Below are 16,995 nucleotides of genomic sequence, written 5' to 3'. Positions count from 1 at the left end.
ATCCGGGCTGCGCGGGTGCAGTATGTTGCTCCGCGAGACGGCCCTTGGAGGGCGCGATGACGGTGGTCCTGATCCTGCTGTGCCTGGCGATCGCCGGCCGGGAGCTGTACCTGGCGTTCGAGCGCAGGCGGCCGGCGGGCGCCCCCGAGATCGCCGACATCCGCACCCAGCTCGCCGCGCTGAAGGGCACGCGGGACGAGCTGGAGCGGCTCCGCGCGGAGATCGCCGAAGGGCAGGCCCGCGACGCCGGGGCCCTGCGCGAGACCGACGCCCGCATCCGCTCGCTGATCTCCCAGATCAACGACCGGATGCTGCCCGACGTCAACGACCGCCTCGCCCGCCAGCGCGACGCGGCCGACCGGCTGGCCGCCGAGGTCGCCGGGCTCCGCGCCCACCTCGTCGGCCGGCTGGACCAGGCGGTCGCCGCCTCCCTCGGCGCCGACCCCGCCGACCTGGTCGCCGGGGCGGTCACGCCCGCGGGGCTGGCCGCCCCCTACGAGCGGCTCGCCGGGCACCTCGGCCTCCGCGTCGAGCTGACCGACCGGGACCGCTACTACCTCTCGGGACGCAGTCCCCGCGCCCTGGAACGCGACTTCCTCGGCCTCCTCACCGTCCTCCGAGCATCCGAGGGCGGCGCGAGCGGGGGCACCCGCGCCGAGGAGGCCCGCGCCCTGCTCTCCGCCCTGCGCGGGACCGACGGGGGCGGCGCGCAGATCGGGCCGTTCCTGGCCGTGCGGACGCCCGCGTCCCTGGTGTGCGGCGTCCTCCCGCTCGCCGACCTGCGCCACCCCGGGGCCTTCCGGCTCCTCGACGACCCCGCCGACGCGGCGCTGCGCCTGCACGACCTCCCCGACAACCGCTTCTGCGACCTGTCGTCCTGGCCCGCGCTCATGCGGGGCCCGTCCACGTGAAACCGGGCGCGCGGCGTTCCAGGAAGGCCGCGACCCCCTCGTCCGCGTCGGGGCCGCGCACCGCCTCGTCCTGCCAGTGGCCGACCTTCGCGTCGTGCGGCTCGCCCGCCGCCAGCGCGTCGACGACGTCCTTGGTGGCCCGCTGGGTGAGCAGGGACCGGGACGCGAGCGTCCCGGCGAACGCGGCGACGCGGGCCGCGAGATCGCCGGGCGGGACGACCTCGTCCAGCAGCCCGACCCGCAGCGCGTGCCCCGCGCCGACCAGGTCCGCGGAGTAGAGCAGGTACTTGGCCGCCGACGGCCCCACCAGGCGGACGAGCCGCGCCGTGGCCGCCGCCGGGTAGACGATCCCGAGCTTGGCCGGGGTGATGCCGAACCGCGCGCCGTCCGCGGCGAACCGCAGGTCGCACGCCACGGCGAGCTGGCAGCCGCCGCCGACGCAGAACCCCTCGATGGCCGCCAGCGACGGCTTGGGGAACGCCGCCAGCGCCTCCTCGGCGGCCGTCGACCGGCCGGTGCCCTCGCGCCAGCCGTGCCCGCCCAGCTCGGAGATGTCCGCGCCCGCGCAGAAGTCTCCGTCCGCGCCGGTCAGCACCAGCACGCGGACGCCCGGGTCGGCGGCGAGGCCGTCCAGCAGGCGGGGCAGCGCGCCGAACATCTCCGCGGTCATCGCGTTGCGCTTGCCGGGGCGGTCGATGGTGATCGTCCCGACGCCGTCGGCGACCTCGCACCGCAGCCCCATGGTCCCCCCTCGGTTCGGCGCCTGCGCCATCGTACGGGGCCGTTCCAAAGCGGCAGGGGGGCCGTCCCCCGGCCGGGAGACCGACCCGGGTGGGCCGGGGGATTCCTCAGGGGTGATCTCCGCCCTCAGGACGATCCGCATCGGACGTCACCACCCCCAAGGGGTGGATCGAAGACAACCCCTGTGATGGAGGAATTCACGGGGCGTTCAGCGGATTCTAAATGAAGGGCGGCCCCGAGGAACGGAGCTCGTGGTGCCACAAAGCACGCGCGTCTTCTGGACCATCGATCTCGACGATCCGCTGGCCACCGTGCCCGACCGGGCCGGTGCCAAGGCGGCCAACCTCGCCCGCGCGGCACGGCACGGGCTGCCGGTGCTGCCCGGATTCGTCATCCCCGTGCAGTGCGTCTCCTCGGACGAGCGCTACGCCAACACCGCCGAGCTGCGCGCGGCCTGGGCCCGCCTCAGCCACGGCGGGGAGCGCCCGGTCGTGGTGCGGTCCTCGTCCACGCTGGAGGACGGCGCCGCCTCCTCGATGGCCGGGCGGTTCGTGTCCGTCCTCGACGTGCTCGGCTGGCCCGCGTTCCGCGCCGCCGTGGACGAGGTGGCGGCCTCGGCGACCGGGCCGGGCACGATGGCGGTGCTCGTCCAGCCCCAGCTGGACGCGGCGGCGGGCGGCGTGATGTTCGGCGCCGACCCGGTGGACGGCCGCACCGACCGCGTGATCGTGTCCGCGGTGCCCGGCGGGCCGCAGGCGCTCGTCGGCGGCGAGGTGGACGGCACCCGCTACTCCCTCACCCGGCGCGGGCGGATCGTCGGCGTCGAGCGCGACGACGGGCCCGCGGGCGGGCGGGAGGCCGGGGAGCAGGGCCCGCTGACCCCGCTGCGGCTGCGGGCGCTGGCCCGGCTGGCGGCCCGGGCGGCGGCGGTGTTCGGCGGCCCGCAGGACGTCGAGTTCGCGTTCGACCACGAGGGCCGCCTCTGGATGCTCCAGAGCCGTCCCGTGACCGCGCTGGCGCCGCTGCCGCCGCGCCGTGCCCCTCTCCTCGGCCCCGGGCCGGTCGCCGAGACGCTGCCCGACCCGCTGTCGCCGCTCGAAGAGGACCTGTGGCTCGTCCCGCTCGACCGGGGGCTCGGTGAGGCGCTCGCCACGGCGGGCGCGGTGTCGCGGCGGGCGCTGCGCCGCTCCCCGACCGTCCGCGCCGTCGGCGGACGCGCCGCCGCCGACCTGCGGCGGCTCGGCGCCGGGCCGGGCCGCCCGTCCCGGCTCCGGCTGCTCAACCCCGTCCCTCCGGCGCGGCGGCTGCGCGTCGCGTGGCTGGTCGGGCGGCTGCGCGCGGACCTGCCCGCCATCGCCGCCGGGACGGCCGCCGCGGTCGACGCCGACCTCGCCGCGCTCCCCCGCGTCGACGGCCGGATCACCGACGCGGAGCTGGCCGGCGCCCTGCGCTGGACGCGCGCGACGCTGACCTCGCTGCACGGCCTGGAGGCGCTCGCCGGGTCGCTGCTCACCGGACCCGGCGCGGGGGGCGCCGGGGACGTGACGGGGGCCCAGGGCAGTGCGGCCGCACAGGGGCTGGCCGCGCTCGCCCGGGAACGCTCCCTCGGCCGCGACGACGCGGGGATCCCCGCCGCCGCCCCGGCGGTCCTCGCGTTGTCGCCGCCGGTGATCGGCCCGGTCCCGCACCTGCCGCCCGCAGGCGCGCCGGGCGTCCCGGGCGGGACGGGCGGCGCGGCGGGCGGCGCGGCGGGCGGCGGCGGCCTGGCCGGGCTGCCGCCCCGGGAGGCGCTGCGGCTGCGCGTCCGGTGGGTGCAGGAACTCGGCGCGCGGCTCGCGTGGGCGGCCGGGCGGCGGCTGGCGGCCTCGGGGGCGCTGGCACGGCCGGAGCTCGTCCGGGCCCTGCGCTTCGAGGAGCTGATGACGGCGCTCCAGGGCGGCTCCTTGCCGGCCGATCTGGAACGCCGTCCCTCCCCGCCGCGCACCGCGCCCCTGCCCGCCGCGTTCCGGCTGGCGGGGGACCGGATCGTGGCCGAGGCCGCCCCGCCCGGGGACGGCGCGCGTCCCGCGGGCGGCGGCAGGGGCGCCGGGCCGGTGTTCCGTGAAGCGGAGCAGTCCGGCCCGGACGTCCCGCCCCCCGGCTCGGTCCTGGTCGTGCGGACGCTGGCGCCGTCACTGGCAGCGCGGCTGCCGACGCTGGCGGGCCTGGTCGCCGAGACCGGCAGCCCGCTGTCGCATCTGGCGATCCTGGCCCGCGAGCTGGGCGTGCCGACGGTCGTCGGGCTGCGCGGAGCCCTCGACCGCTTCCCGCCGGGCACGCACGTCCTGGTCGACGGCGACACCGGCCGCGTCGAGCCCCTCCCCGCCGGGCCCCGCGCAGGCGAGGAGTCGGTCGCGTGAACGGGGCGCGGAAGGTCGTCTATCTCGGTCTCGGGGTCACGGTCTTCTGGTCCGGGGCCTACGTGGTGATCTACCTGGCGCGGTGGGAGTGGCAGCGGGCGCTGATGGCGGGGGAGCTGCTGCTGGTCGGCCTGGTGGTGCTCCTCGCCGTGCTGGGGGCACGGCGGCTGGCGCGGATGGAGCAGCGGCTGGCGGAGCTCATCGAGGGGACGGCCCGCCCCGCGGAGCCGCCCGCGCGGCCGACGGCCGTCGGCCCCACCGCCCACGCGACGGCCCCCGCGGGCGAAGCACCGCGTTTCCGCTGGCTGGAGCCCGACGGCGACGCCTACCGGGTCTTCATCCCGGTGCTGCTCGGCGCGGGGCTCGCGGTGTCCGGGCTCGCGGCGCTGGTTGAGCGGCTCGCCACCGCCCTCGGACGGGGCGGCCGCGCCGGGCCCGCCGGGCGCGTCCGGCTGCCGGACGCGCTGACACCGCCCGCCGGGGGCGTCCTGGCCGGCGCGGCGGACCTCGCGCCGCCGCGCCCGGACCGCACGGCGTGGCTGCGGGCGGCGGCGCTGGCCCTGGCGCTGCTGCTCGTCACCGCGCTGGTGGTGGACGAGCTCGCGGAGCGCACCCAGGACCGTCCCGACCGTCCGGTGGCGGCCGCCGCGAGCACCGTGGTCATCGAGGCCGCCACCCGCGGCGACACCGGCGCCGCGACCGTGGAGCCGCTGGTCGCGCGGCTGTGGGAGTACTGCCGGGGATCCACCCGGCCCTACGTGGAGGGCGGCGGCGCGGTCGCGCTCGGCGGCGGGCGGTTCGCGCTGGTCGTCCGCCCGGCGCTCGGCGAGCACGCGCTGCGGCGGCTGCGCGGCTGCCTCCAGGACGCGATGATCGACCGCGCGCGCTTCCGCGTCGTGTCGGCCGACCCCGCGCCGCGGTGATCGCAGGGCCTGACCTGCGGGCGGTATGTCCGATCGCGGGCCTCTGACCTCCGGGAATGCGCGAACCGGCCCGGGTGTTGTACATTCGAGCCAGCGTCTTCGGCTTTCCGCCGTATGCGGCGAGGGCGTCTCTTTCCCCGCCCGGGCCATCTGAGCGCCCGGTGGTCCTCGGTCAGGCACGCGTCGTCAGCGTGATAGGCCGCCGCACAAGGGAGCCGACGTCAGCCCGGATGAGCCGAGCTGCATTTCTTGCATTCCTCTCGCGTACGCGCCGCGGGTTCCGCCGCCGCACGCGGGAATCGACACCGGGCCGCGCGGAGCGTTCCGCACCGGCCTGAGAAGGGACCCCCATGTCCGCTTCCACCATCACTGAACATTCCAGTACCGCAGAGCACAAGGCCCACAGGGCCGCCCAGCCCGCCCGCCAGAAGGGCAGGCGCTCCGCCGCCAAGCAGTCCGCCGAGCGCGCCGCCGCCGGGACGCCCGCGACCCCACCCGTCCCCTTCCACGGGATCCTCGCCGTCCAGGACAAGCACGCGTTCGTGCGCACCTCCGGCTACCTCCCCGGGCCGGACGACGTGCACGTGTCCCTCGCCCAGGTCAAGACGTACGGGCTGCGCCCCGGCGACGCCGTGTCCGGCATCGCGGGCCCGCCGAAGTCCAACCGGGAGAAGTTCGCCTCGATGGCGTCGGTCGAGACGGTGAACGGCCTGTCCCCCGAGGACGCCGCCTCCCGCCCCGAGTTCGCCAAGCTGACGCCGCTGTTCCCCGAGGAGCGCCTGCGGCTGGACACCGGCCCGCTCGCCACCCGCGTCATCGACCTCGTCGCGCCGATCGGCAAGGGCCAGCGCGGGCTCATCGTGTCGCCGCCGAAGGTCGGCAAGACGATGATCCTCCAGGCCGTGGCGGGCGCGATCGCCCAGAACAACCCCGACGTCCACCTCATGGTCGTGCTCATCGACGAGCGGCCGGAGGAGGTCACCGACCTCCAGCGCTCCGTCCGCGGCGAAGTGATCCACTCGACGTTCGACAAGCCCGCCCAGGAGCACACCGCGCTCGCCGAACTGGCCGTGGAGCGCGCCAAGCGCCTCGTCGAGCAGGGCCGGGACGTCGTCATGCTGCTCGACTCGATCACCCGGCTCGGCCGCGCCTACAACCTCGCGGCGCCGTCCAGCAGCCGCATCCTCGCCGGCGGTGTCGCCACGACCGCCATCTACCCCCCGAAGAAGTTCTTCGGCGCCGCCCGCAACATCGAGAACGGCGGCTCCCTCACCATCCTCGCCACCGCCCTCGTCGAGACCGGCTCCCGCATGGACGACGTGTTCTTCGAGGAGTACAAGGGCACCGGCAACATGGAGCTCAAGCTCGACCGCGGCCTGGCCGACCGGCGGATCTTCCCCGCCGTCGACATCGAGGCGTCCGGCACCCGCCGCGAGGAGCTGCTGATGTCCCCCGAGGAGCTCGCCCTCGGCCGCCGCCTCCGCCGCGCCCTCCAGGGCCTCGACCGGCAGCAGGCCGTCGAGCAGCTCCTGGAGAAGATGAAGGGCACCGCGTCCAACGCGGAATTCCTCCTCCGCATCCAGCAGACGACCTGAGTCACTCCCTCTTTTCGGCCCTGAACGACTTCAGGATCCCGTCGTAGAGGCGCTGTCCGGGCGTCCATTGCGGATCGGGCGCGGAGAAGCGGAACTCATAACCCGCCACGCGGCTGCACAGCACGTGCTCGCCCCCCGCGTCGCCCTTCCATGTGAATTCCCATTCGGCCGCGCCGTCGACGAGTTCCGGCACCGCCTCCAGGCGCAGCCGGCGATACCCCGGGTACCGGCTCTGCGCCACGGCCTCGCCCTCCGCCGCGCGCAGCTGCGCCAGGGGCTCCCCTGGCGCGGGGGAGATGCGCAGGGCGCGTCCGGTGCCCCAGTCCTCCCACGCCATCACCGCGCCGCGCCGCTCGGCCTGCCAGCCCGCGGGGACCCGCACCGAGTAGGCGCCCGCCTCCCGGTACTTCGCCATCCTGGACGGCACGCCCGCTGCCGGGCGCAGCGCCACCGCGTCGCTCTTGCCGATGGACGTCCACCGCGCCGCCCACGTCCCCATGCCCGCCGCGAGCGCCGCGAGCACCACCACGCTGAGGACGGCGCCCGGCCGCGGACGGCCGCCGCGCAGCAGGCCCGCGGCACGCCGCCGCACCGGGCCGCCGCGCCGCCGTCCAGGACGCGCGGGACGTGCCGGGCCCGCCGGACGCACGAGCGCGCGCGACGGGAACGGGACCCGCCGGGACGCGCCGCGCCGCGCCACCGCGGGCAACCCCGCCGCGGGCAGCCCCGCCGCACGCCGCCCTGCCGCACGCCGCGCCGCTGGACGGCGTGTCCGCCGCGCGGGCGGCGCCGTGGCGGGCAGCGCCGTGGCACCCGGCTCCGGCGACGGCCCGGCCGCCTCCCTCAGCAGGACGGCGGTGGCCTCGGCCGACAGCCGGTCCTCCGGCTCCTGCCGCAGCAGGCCCTGGATGACGGGCTCCAGGGCCCCGGCGCGCACGGGGTCGGCGTAGTCGCCCAGCAGCACCGCCACCATCGACGCGAGCGCGTGACAGCGCAGGAACGGGGAGAAGCCCTCGACCGCGGTGTAGAGCGTCGCGCCCAGCGACCACAGGTCCGACGCCTCCACGCTCGGGTGGCCGTTGACGCGCTCCGGCGGAAGGTACGCGGGCGAGCCCTCGATGCCCGCGACCAGCGTCTCCGCGGTCTCCCGGCCCTGCTCCATGTGCACGGCGAGCCCGAAGTCGGTCAGCAAGACGCGGCCGTCCTCGCAGATCAGCACGTTGCTCGGCTTCACGTCGCGGTGCAGGATGCCCGCCGCGTGCGCGGCCCGCAGCACCGACAGCACCTCGACGCCGATCTCGGCGGCGCGCCGCACGCCGAGGGGGCCGCCGTCGGCGATGAGCCGGTGCAGCGACCGCGACTCCAGGAACTCCATGACGATCCAGGGCCGGCCGTCCTCGACGATCAGGTCGTGGACGGCGACCACGCCGGGGTGCTTCAGCGCCGCGGTGGCCCGCGCCTCGCCCAGCAGGCGGCGGCACAGCACCTTGCGCTCCGCCTCGGTGATGCGTTCGGGGAGGTGGACCTCCTTGACCGCCACATCGCGGTCGAGCATCTCGTCGTAGGCCCGCCAGACGGTGCCCATGCCCCCTCTGCCGACCACAGAGAGAAGGCGATACCGTCGCGCGAGCGGTATCAACCGATCCCCTTTCATGGGGAAGTTATGCGCCCGGACGCGCTCAAGGCACGCCCCTTCCGGTTCAATCATTTTTTGACCGCGGCACGCTTGCGCGCGTGATGGAAATGCGCTGAAGCCCGTTCCCCGGGGGGCACGCGATGGTAAAGGGCGGTTATGCGCCCGCTTCCGCGAACACCTTCTTGGCCCATCTGTAATCGGATTTGCCGACGGCCGTCCGCCGCACCGCGTCCACGATCTGGATCTGCCGCGGCAGCTTGTAGCCGGCGAGCCTGCCGCGGCAGTGCCCGACCAACGCCTCCAGGGTGACCTCGGCGCCCGGCCGGGGCGCGACGACGGCCGCGACGCGCTGCCCGAACCGCTCGTCCGGGAGGCCGATCACCACGGCGTCCTCGACGCCGGGATGGTCCTTCAGGGCCACCTCGACCTCCTCGGGGTACACCTTCTCCCCGCCGGTGTTGATCACCAGGGAGCCGCGGCCGAGGAGCGTGATCGTGCCGTCCTCCTCCAGGCTCGCGAAGTCGCCCGGGACCGACCAGCGCGTCCCCTCGGCGTCGGTGAAGAACGTGGATGCGGTCTTGGCGGGATCGTTGTAGTAGCCGAGCGGGATGTGGCCGCTGCGCGCGAGCCGCCCGATCCCGCCGGGCGCGACCACCCTCAGGTCGTCGTCCAGGACGGTGACGCCCGGCTTCACCTGGAACCGCGCGGTGCCCTCCCGCCCGCCGACGGACGGGCCGCACGCGCCGGTCTCGGACGCGCCGTAGTTGTCGAGGAACAGCACGTCCGGCAGCCGCGCCCGGAGCGCCTCCCGCACGCCCTCGGTCAGCGGCGCGCCGCCGGAGGCTATCGCGAGCAGCGAGGACGCGTCGTGCGCGCCGCCCGCCAGCGCCTCCGCCACCGGGCGCGCCATGACGTCCCCGACCAGCATGAGCACGTTGGCGCGTTCCTCGGCGACCAGCCGGAGCGCCTCGTCCGCGTCGAACGCGCGGCCGGTGTAGAGGACGACCTTGGAGCCGTGGAACAGGGCCATGAGCGCGACCCATTGCCCGGCGCCGTGCATGACGGGCGCGCAGTCGACCACGGACAGCCCCGGCTGGGCGGCGTTGGCGGCGAGCTCCTCCGGGGCGCCGACCGGCTCCCCGAGCGGGTTCCCGCCGCCGAGCGCGCCGTAGAAGATGTCCTCGCAGCGCCACTCGACGCCCTTGGGCGAGCCCGTGGTCCCGCCGGTGTACATGATGTAGCGGTCGTCACCGGAACGTTCCGGGAAGCCGTCCGGCGGGCCGGCGGCGGCGAGCGCCTTCTCGTACTCCACGGCTCCGGGGATCTCCGCGGTGCCGCCGTCCTCCAGGACGACGACGTGCCGCAGGCGGGGCAGGTCCGCGCGGATCTCCCCGACCGCCTCCAGCAGCGCGCGCTCCCCGATCAGCGCCACCGCGTCGGAGTCGGCCAGGACGTGGCGCAGCTCGGCGGCGACGTACCGGAAGTTCACCGGTACCGGCACGGCGCGGATCTTGAAGGCGCCGAACATGGCCTCGATCCACTCCACCCGGTTGCAGGCGAGGATCGCGACGTGCTCGCCCGGCCGGACACCCGCCCCGGCGAGGTGGTGCCCGGCCCGGCTCGCGCGCTCGTCCAGCTCCCGGTACGTCCGGCGCCGATCCCCCGCGACGAGGGCGGGACGATCCGGTCCGGCCTCCGCCATGATCTCCAGCAGATCGGCCAGATTGTAGCTTCGCGCCATCCCACGTCCTCGCGTCTCGGAGTGCGGTACGAGCCCTCCGCATCATCCTCGCAGAGACGTAAGTATTCAATTACCCTCGGTATTGTCCCTTCAACAAAGTGCACCACATGCGGTCACATGCGGTCACATGCGGTCATCGCGGGAGCGGCACGTACACGATCGACGTCCGGACGCCGCTGTCGATGAGGCGGCCGTCGGGGCCGAACGTCCCCAGCCCGAAGTCGTTGTCGTTGATCACCGCGAGCGTCCGGCGGTCCGCGAGCGCGATGCCCTCGATCTTGCCGGGCATCCCGGGCACCGCCGACAGGTCCGCGGTGAGGCGCTTGGGCAGCGCGGCGACGCCCGCGGGCACCCCGGCGGACTTCTCCAGCGACGGCGCCGTCGCCTCGTCGTCCCACCGGGAACCGAGGATGCCGGTGGCTTCGCGCAGGTCGACGGTGTAGACGCGGGCGACCTTGTCGGTCCGCTCGTCCACCAGGAGCCGGTGGTCGTCCAGCGCTGCCAGCCCGGAGACCTTCATCTCGTTCTGGTCGCCGCAGCCGGACGGGTCGAACGCGCACACGTCCTCGAACCGGTAGACGTACTCGCCCGAGACCTTCCCCTTCCGCAGGTCGAAGGTGAAGATCCGGCCGTTCCTGGACGCCTTGTAGGTCTTCTTGTCCGGGTTGGAGAGGGGGCTCTGCACGGCTGCGAACAGGGTCTTACCGTCCGGTGAGATCGCCAGCCCCTCGAAGCCACGATTGTAGGTCCGCTTGTTGAGGATGGCCGGGAGCGTCGCCTTCACCGGATAGCTCGGCCTGCCCGTCCAGCCCTGCGGGACGTACCGCTCGACCACCCGGCCGCGCCGGTCGAGGTGCAGCAGGGACGGCCCGTACTCCTCGGCCACCCAGAACTCCCCGTCCTTCGTCCGGACGAGCCCCTCGGAGTCGATGCCGTCGGCGTCGAACGCCAGCCGCGTCCCGCCGTCGAAGCCGTAGGGCGCCTCCTCGCGCCCCTCCACGTTGGGCAGCCCCGTCACCGGGCGCCCCGCGCGGTTCGTGATCGGCAGCGTCCTGGTGATCCTGATGCCGTCCTTGCGGACGCGGAGCCTGACGATGACCGGGTCGAACCCCGGGACCGGGAACGTCACGCGCTCCTCGCCGCCCACCTTCACCGTGCCGTTCGGCCCCCGGTCGGTGATCGCCCAGAACTCGTCCGGGCGGTCGCCCTTGGCGTGGAACAGGTCGCTTCCCACGCCGCCGAGGGCGACGCCCCGGTCGTCGTCGACGGTGCCGGGGAGCACCGCGTCCTGGAACGGGCCGAGCGGGATCCTCGGCAGCACGGCGGTCCCGGACGGGCCGGACGCGTGGGCCGTGCCGGAGGTAACGGCGGCGCAGGAAATCAGGATGAGGGCGGCCCCCGCGAGCGCGGACGGGCGGAGCGATGAGCGATGTGTCACACGCGGACGGTAGGGGCATGGGGTGGCCGACGGATGATGCCCAGGTGAAGGCGGGGTTCGCGACGTCATGCCGGCGTTCCGGATCCGGCCACGCGAATCGTTCTTACACGGCTCTTATCCGGGTACCGGCATTCTTGGCCGTAACGATTTCGTATCAGACCGGGGGTAGCGGTGAACGCAGGCGCGATGGCGTGGACGCCTCCGACGTGGGAGGAGATCGTCAGCGAGCACTCCACACGGGTGTTCCGGCTGGCGTACCGCCTGACGGGCAACCGTCACGACGCCGAGGACCTGACCCAGGACGTCTTCATCCGGGTCTTCCGCTCGCTGTCCTCCTACAGCCCCGGCACGTTCGAGGGCTGGCTGCACCGGATCACCACGAACCTGTTCCTGGACCGGGCGAGGCGCAAGCAGCGGATCCGCTTCGATGCGCTGGGCGACGACGCCGCCGAGCGCCTCCAGGGCCGCGAGCCGAGCCCCGCGCAGTCCTACGACGAGCGGCACCTGGACGCCGACATCCAGAAGGCGCTGGACGGCCTCGCCCCCGAGTACCGGGCCGCCGTCGTCCTGTGCGACATCGAGGGCCTCACCTATGAGGAGATCGCCGCGTCGCTGGGGGTCAAGCTCGGCACCGTCCGGTCCCGCATCCACCGGGGCCGCGCCCAGCTCCGCGCCGCGCTGGAGCACCGCCGCCCGATGGAGCCCGTGACCGGCGTCCCCGGCGACCACTGAGCGGCCCGGCGCGTCCCTCCCCCGGGATCGGCTCTCCGGGGCACCTTGGCATACGACTCTGACAAGGCGAAACCGGATAAGCGACCGAAAATCCGCCCCCTCCGAGTTGCGGACGTGCCGATCTCCCTGGGCGGGGATGGCCGGGCGCGGTCCAGGTTCTGAGGGCTGATCTCAGGCGGTGACGGACGGGTCCGGGCGTCCCGGCCGGCCTGCCGAGCCCGGCGATTCCCGGGTCGGCGAGCGAATCGGAAGCGCCGGGAACAGGGAGGGATTGACAAGTGTTTGAACCCTCAACTAACCTCGACCAAGTCGTTGAAGGTTCAACCACCATCGCCACGGGAGAGATCCATGAGCATTGCCACCGTCGCCCCCGGCCTGACCGCCGGCACCTGGAACATCGACCCCTCGCACTCCGAGGTCACCTTCACGATCCGGCACCTGATGTCCAAGGTACGGGGCAGCTTCACCGAGTTCAGCGGCGCCGTGCAGATCGCCGAGGAGCCCGCCGACTCGACCGCGACCGTCGAGATCGCCATGGCGTCGCTGGACACCCGCAACGCCGACCGCGACGCCCACGTCCGCAGCTCCGACGTCCTGGACGTCGAGAACCACCCCACGATGACCTTCACGACCAAGGGCGTGCGCACCGACGGCGGCGAGCACCGCCTCGACGGCGAGCTCACGATCAAGGGCGTCACCCGCCCGGTCAGCCTGGACGTGGAGTTCAACGGCGTCGCCGAGGACCCCTGGGGCGGCACCCGCGCCGGGTTCTCCGCCTCCACCACCATCAACCGCAAGGACTGGGGCATCGAGTTCAACGTCCCGCTGAAGGGCGACAAGGCCCTGCTGGGCGACAAGGTGGACATCCACCTTGAGGTCCAGGCCGTCCGCGCCTAACCTCCCCCGGCGTCCGCCGCGCCCCCGGACGCCACTCGCGGAAAGGGCCGTCCACCCCGTGGACGGCCCTTTCCGCGTTCCGTGCGCTATTCCCCGGCGAGCGGCAGCCTCAGCGCGAAGCGGGTGCCGCGCGAGCGCTCGACGACCCGCAGCGTCCCGCCGTGGGCCTGCGCGATCTCGCGGGCGATGGCGAGACCGAGCCCGGTGCCGCCCGAGCCGCGGTCGCGCGCGGCGTCCAGCCGGGTGAAGCGCTCGAAGACGCGCTCGCGGTCCTCCGGCGGGATCCCGACACCGTCGTCGGTGACGGTCAGCAGCGCGTGCCGGCCCTCGCGTGACACCTCGACCGTCACGAGCTCGTCGGCGTACCGCTCGGCGTTGTCGAGCAGGTTCCCCAGCAGCCGGACGAGCTGCATCCGCACGCCCCGCACCGTGACCTCGCCGTCGAACTCGGTCGAGACCTTCAGCGCGAACGTCCGCCGCGCGATCTCGGCCTCGGCGAGCCGCGGCAGGTCGATGGACTCCTCGGCGGCGGCACCCGTCCCGATGCGGGCGAGCAGGAGCAGGTCGGTGACGATCGACTCCAGCCGGTCGGTGTCGCGCAGCGCCGAGTCGACGACGGCCCGCAGGTCGTTGTCCTCGGGGTGCATGGACGCGTCCTCCAGGTTGGCGCGCAGCCCGGCGATGGGCGTGCGCAGCTCGTGGGAGGCGTCGGACGCGAACTGCCGCTGCCGTCCGATGGCGCGCTCGAGCCGGTCGAGCGTCGCGTTGGCGGTGCGGGCCAGCTGCGCGATCTCGTCCTGGCCCGGCGGCTCGGGCACCCGCCGGTTCAGGTCGCTGGCGCTGATCTCGGCGAGCTGGGCCCGGATGGCCTCGACGGGGCCGAGCGTCCGCCCGACGACATGCCAGGTGATCCAGGCGACGAGCACGGCGAACGCCAGCACGCCCGCGCCGAGCAGGATCTCCAGCACCCCGTTCACGAGGTAGGACGGCATGGGCTCCCACGCGTACACGACGACGGAGTCCGGCGCGGTGGTGGCCCGGATCGCCTCGACGGCGAAGCACTCGCGGTCCGGCCAGGCGCCGCGGCACTCCACGAAGTCGCGGACCCGCAGCTCGGCGGACGGCCACAGGCCGCTCACCGGCTCCCGGCCGGTCGCGGCGGGCGTCGCGTCAAGGACGTGCCCGCCCGGCCCGACGACCTGCACGAGGATCCGCCCGCCGGTGTCGTCGGGGATCGGCGTCGCGAGCGAGCCGTCGCGGACGCCGCCGCTCGCCCGCCGCGCGTCGATCTGGATCTCCTCCAGCAGGTCGGACTTGACCGCGCTGCGCACGGCCAGGTCGATGCCCGCGGCGAGGAGGCCGAGCACCAGGACGGCGAGCACCGCGGCGATCAGGGTGTCCCTGGACCTGATCGACCGGGGGCGCATCCGCATCGGCCCTCCCGTTCAGCGGAAACGGAATGTTTGACGGCGCCGCCCGGGGGGATGGCCGCCGGTGCCCCGGCGGCGGCGGTGGGCCTCGTCGTCCATCACAGAGTGTCACGTTTTGCAGGACGTACGCCCCATGCCCGCCAACGCTACCGATCGGTCATGAATCGGGGGCCCGAAACAGGATGCCGTGTTTTTACCACCCCTTACCTGGACATCCCGTTTTATGACGGTTCCTCCGAAGCATAGGGACGGACACATGGGCAGGGACGTGGCCTCGGTCACCATCAGCGGCGAGGACCGCAGGCGATACCGGGACAAGGTTCGCCGTTGCCTCGACGTGCTGGCCCGCATGCTGGGCGAGTCTCAGTTCGACTTCGAGCGTCCCCACATCGGCCTGGAGATCGAGCTCAACCTGATCGACTCCCTCGGCGACCCGCTGATGCGCAACGCCGACGTGCTCAAGGCCATCGCCGACCCGGCCTGGGCCACCGAGCTCGGCCAGTTCAACCTGGAGATCAACATCCCGCCCCGTGAGCTCGGCGGGGAGGGCACCGGCGAGCTGGAGGCCGAGGTCCGCGACCACCTCGACCACGCCGGCGCCCGCGCCCGCGAGATCGGCGGCCGGCTCGTCATGATCGGCATCCTGCCGACCCTCCGCCGCACCGACATCGGCGAGGAGACCCTCTCCGCCAACGCCCGCTACAAGATGCTCAACGACCAGATCTTCGCCGCCCGCGGCGAAGAGATGCACATCGCCATCGACGGCCCCGAACCGCTCCGCATGCACACCGACACCATCACCCCCGAAGCCGCCTGCACCAGCGTCCAGTTCCACCTCCAGGTCAGCCCCGACCAGTTCGGCGCCTACTGGAACGCCGCCCAGGCCATCGCCGGCGCGCAGGTCGCCGTGGGCTGCAACTCCCCTTTCCTGTTCGGCCACGAACTCTGGCACGAGACCCGCATCACCCTCTTCGAGCAGGCCACTGACACCCGCCCGGAGGAACTGAAGGCCCAGGGCGTCCGCCCCCGCGTCTGGTTCGGCGAACGCTGGGTCACCTCCGTCTTCGACCTCTTCGAGGAGAACACCCGCTACTTCCCCGCGCTGCTGCCCCTCTGCGACGACGAGGACCCCGGCGCCGTCCTCGACCAGGGCGGCATCCCCGAACTCGGCGAGCTCACCCTCCACAACGGCACCATCTACCGCTGGAACCGCCCGATCTACGCCGTCGTGAAGGACCGCCCCCATTTGCGCGTGGAGAACCGCGTCCTCCCCGGCGGCCCCACGGCCGCCGACGTCATCGCCAACGGCGCCTTCTACTACGGCCTCGTCCGCATGCTCGCCGAAGAGGAACGCCCCGTCTGGACGCGCATGTCCTTCAACACCGCCGAAGAGAACCTCCACCGCGCGGCCCGCCACGGCCTGGACTCCACCCTCTACTGGCCCGGCATGGGCGAAGTCCCCGCGACCGAACTCATCCTCCGCAGGCTCCTCCCCCTGGCCCACGAGGGCCTCGACCGCTGGGGCGTCGACCCGTCCCGCCGCGACCGCCTCCTCGGCATCATCGAACGCCGCTGCCTCACCGGCCAGACCGGCTCCGCCTGGCAGATCGAGACCGTCCGCTCCATAGAAGAGTCCTTCGGCACCTCCCGCCACGAGGCCCTCCGCATGATGACCCTCGCCTACGTTGCCAACATGCAGGAAAACACCCCCGTCCACACCTGGCCGGTGGGGCCCTAGTTTTCCGGGGGCGACCCCCCAACCCCCCGGCTGCGCGGCACGGGTCTCCTCCACTGCGCTCGCTGCACTCGCTGCGTTGCGGGGGCGCGGCGCGCCGGGATACCTGCTGCACTCGCTGGCGCTCGCTCCGCGCGCCTGTCCCGTAACCGGTGCCTCAGGTTCAACCTGCCGGGGTTGCGGCTCAACCTGCCGGGCTTGGGTGGCCTGTCAGGTGGGGCGGCGGGGGTTAGGGCGTCGGCGTGTTGGGGGGTTTGTCGTCCCGTGAGGTGAGTTTCTGCTCGGGGTTCCCTTCCGTCCCATCTGACTGTCTCGGTGGCGACATCAGACAGCCTGGCGGGGTTGCGACACGCCTCCGTAGCATCACTCTCGGTGTTGATTTCTCAACCAAGAGTCACGGGCGGAGCCGCCCGTGGGTCGGAAAGGAATACCGATGAGCAAGCGGACGATGGGGCGGAGGGTGGCCGGAGCCCTGGCGGTGAGCGCCTTCGCGGCGGCATTGCTGCCCGCCGGGGTGGCCATGGCCGATGGCGAGGAGCAGCCGCCGACCTACACCTGTGACCAGGTGGCGCCGGGCGGCGAGGACCAGGCCAGTGGGTTCGAGGGCACGGGGGCCTGTGAGGTGACCTCCGGCGAGCTTCCCGAGGAAGGCCCCGTTCTCGGGACGTTCGTCATCAGCAGCAGGCAGGCCGGGCCGGGCGGGTCGGTCTACTGCGAGGTCTCCCGGCCGTTCTCCGGGTTCGCCAAACTCCCCGAATCGGTGCAAGGACTACAGTGCTCCCCCCTGGAACGCTGAGCTGAGCTGAGCGGGTCGGCG

12 protein-coding genes and 1 pseudogene are annotated in these 16,995 nt (G+C 73.8%); 8 read left to right on the top strand and 5 right to left on the bottom strand.

The window, feature by feature from the left end; genetic code table 11:
* The first annotated feature begins 56 nt into the window (after nucleotides 1–56).
* The gene (locus AGRA3207_RS22000) at nucleotides 57–911 is read left to right on the top strand and encodes a hypothetical protein (protein WP_231328924.1); all 855 of its coding nucleotides are present in this window, start codon (nucleotides 57–59) and stop codon (nucleotides 909–911) included.
* On the opposite strand, the gene AGRA3207_RS21995 is transcribed toward AGRA3207_RS22000, so the two are convergent.
* Nucleotides 889–1,653 carry an enoyl-CoA hydratase/isomerase family protein gene (locus AGRA3207_RS21995; protein ID WP_231328923.1) on the bottom strand — a complete coding sequence of 255 codons (765 nt, stop codon included), beginning with the start codon at nucleotides 1,651–1,653 and terminating at the stop codon, nucleotides 889–891. The two genes, AGRA3207_RS22000 and AGRA3207_RS21995, sit on opposite strands and share 23 nt — an antisense overlap.
* 253 nt (nucleotides 1,654–1,906) lie before the next feature.
* Here AGRA3207_RS21995 and AGRA3207_RS21990 point away from each other — a divergent pair, with 253 nt between their 5' ends.
* The 3 genes and pseudogenes from AGRA3207_RS21990 to rho all read left to right on the top strand — a co-directional run.
* Nucleotides 1,907–4,051 carry a PEP/pyruvate-binding domain-containing protein gene (locus AGRA3207_RS21990; protein WP_231328922.1) on the top strand — a complete coding sequence of 715 codons (2,145 nt, stop codon included), beginning with the start codon at nucleotides 1,907–1,909 and terminating at the stop codon, nucleotides 4,049–4,051.
* On the top strand, nucleotides 4,048–4,974 hold the full coding sequence (locus tag AGRA3207_RS21985) for a hypothetical protein (protein WP_231328921.1): 927 nt from the start codon (nucleotides 4,048–4,050) through the stop codon (nucleotides 4,972–4,974). Before AGRA3207_RS21990 ends, AGRA3207_RS21985 begins: the two co-directional genes overlap by 4 nt.
* A 500-nt stretch (nucleotides 4,975–5,474) precedes the next feature.
* Nucleotides 5,475–6,569: pseudogene (gene rho, locus AGRA3207_RS21980) on the top strand (transcription termination factor Rho); the annotation flags it as partial.
* 1 nt (nucleotide 6,570) lies between these two features.
* Here the strand turns inward: rho and AGRA3207_RS21975 are convergent.
* From AGRA3207_RS21975 to AGRA3207_RS21965, 3 genes are all read right to left on the bottom strand, one after another.
* On the bottom strand, nucleotides 6,571–8,154 hold the full coding sequence (locus AGRA3207_RS21975; protein WP_231328920.1) for a serine/threonine-protein kinase: 1,584 nt from the start codon (nucleotides 8,152–8,154) through the stop codon (nucleotides 6,571–6,573).
* Nucleotides 8,155–8,359: 205 nt separating this feature from the next.
* The gene (locus AGRA3207_RS21970; RefSeq protein WP_231328919.1) at nucleotides 8,360–9,946 is read right to left on the bottom strand and encodes an acyl-CoA synthetase; all 1,587 of its coding nucleotides are present in this window, start codon (nucleotides 9,944–9,946) and stop codon (nucleotides 8,360–8,362) included.
* Between the two features lie 133 nt (nucleotides 9,947–10,079).
* Complete coding sequence (locus AGRA3207_RS21965; RefSeq protein WP_231328918.1) at nucleotides 10,080–11,384, bottom strand: esterase-like activity of phytase family protein; 1,305 nt, start codon at nucleotides 11,382–11,384, stop codon at nucleotides 10,080–10,082.
* Nucleotides 11,385–11,570: 186 nt separating this feature from the next.
* Between AGRA3207_RS21965 and sigE the strand changes: the two genes are divergently transcribed.
* Entirely contained in the window at nucleotides 11,571–12,116 is a 546-nt protein-coding gene (gene sigE, locus AGRA3207_RS21960; RefSeq protein WP_231336345.1) for an RNA polymerase sigma factor SigE, read from the top strand.
* Between the two features lie 348 nt (nucleotides 12,117–12,464).
* Entirely contained in the window at nucleotides 12,465–13,013 is a 549-nt protein-coding gene (locus tag AGRA3207_RS21955) for a YceI family protein (RefSeq protein ID WP_231328917.1), read from the top strand.
* An 86-nt stretch (nucleotides 13,014–13,099) separates the two neighbouring features.
* Here the strand turns inward: AGRA3207_RS21955 and AGRA3207_RS21950 are convergent, their stop codons facing one another.
* Nucleotides 13,100–14,446 carry a sensor histidine kinase gene (locus AGRA3207_RS21950; protein ID WP_231328916.1) on the bottom strand — a complete coding sequence of 449 codons (1,347 nt, stop codon included), beginning with the start codon at nucleotides 14,444–14,446 and terminating at the stop codon, nucleotides 13,100–13,102.
* 253 nt (nucleotides 14,447–14,699) lie between these two features.
* Between AGRA3207_RS21950 and AGRA3207_RS21945 the strand changes: the two genes are divergently transcribed.
* Both AGRA3207_RS21945 and AGRA3207_RS21940 read left to right on the top strand, forming a co-directional pair.
* Complete coding sequence (locus AGRA3207_RS21945) at nucleotides 14,700–16,181, top strand: glutamate-cysteine ligase family protein (RefSeq protein ID WP_231328915.1); 1,482 nt, start codon at nucleotides 14,700–14,702, stop codon at nucleotides 16,179–16,181.
* Nucleotides 16,182–16,611: 430 nt separating this feature from the next.
* The gene (locus AGRA3207_RS21940; RefSeq protein ID WP_231328914.1) at nucleotides 16,612–16,974 is read left to right on the top strand and encodes a hypothetical protein; all 363 of its coding nucleotides are present in this window, start codon (nucleotides 16,612–16,614) and stop codon (nucleotides 16,972–16,974) included.
* Nucleotides 16,975–16,995 lie beyond the last annotated feature (21 nt).

Origin of the sequence: Actinomadura graeca (assembly GCF_019175365.1) — a bacterium.
In the GTDB taxonomy this organism is placed as follows: Bacteria; Actinomycetota; Actinomycetes; order Streptosporangiales; family Streptosporangiaceae; genus Spirillospora; species Spirillospora graeca.
The sequence above is the reverse complement of the archived record's forward strand: the minus strand, read 5'-3'. Positions and strand labels throughout refer to the sequence as shown.

Excerpts from the sequence above, each read along its gene's own strand:
- AGRA3207_RS21975 (WP_231328920.1), bottom strand. The coding sequence starts at position 8,154 with ATGGGCACCGTCTGGCGGGCCTACGACGAGATGCTCGACCGCGATGTG.
- AGRA3207_RS22000 (WP_231328924.1), top strand. The coding sequence starts at position 57 with ATGACGGTGGTCCTGATCCTGCTGTGCCTGGCGATCGCCGGCCGGGAG.
- sigE (WP_231336345.1), top strand. The coding sequence starts at position 11,571 with ATGGCGTGGACGCCTCCGACGTGGGAGGAGATCGTCAGCGAGCACTCC.
- AGRA3207_RS21950 (WP_231328916.1), bottom strand. The coding sequence starts at position 14,446 with ATGCGGATGCGCCCCCGGTCGATCAGGTCCAGGGACACCCTGATCGCC.
- AGRA3207_RS21940 (WP_231328914.1), top strand. The coding sequence starts at position 16,612 with ATGAGCAAGCGGACGATGGGGCGGAGGGTGGCCGGAGCCCTGGCGGTG.
- AGRA3207_RS21945 (WP_231328915.1), top strand. The coding sequence starts at position 14,700 with ATGGGCAGGGACGTGGCCTCGGTCACCATCAGCGGCGAGGACCGCAGG.
- AGRA3207_RS21970 (WP_231328919.1), bottom strand. The coding sequence starts at position 9,946 with ATGGCGCGAAGCTACAATCTGGCCGATCTGCTGGAGATCATGGCGGAG.
- AGRA3207_RS21955 (WP_231328917.1), top strand. The coding sequence starts at position 12,465 with ATGAGCATTGCCACCGTCGCCCCCGGCCTGACCGCCGGCACCTGGAAC.
- AGRA3207_RS21995 (WP_231328923.1), bottom strand. The coding sequence starts at position 1,653 with ATGGGGCTGCGGTGCGAGGTCGCCGACGGCGTCGGGACGATCACCATC.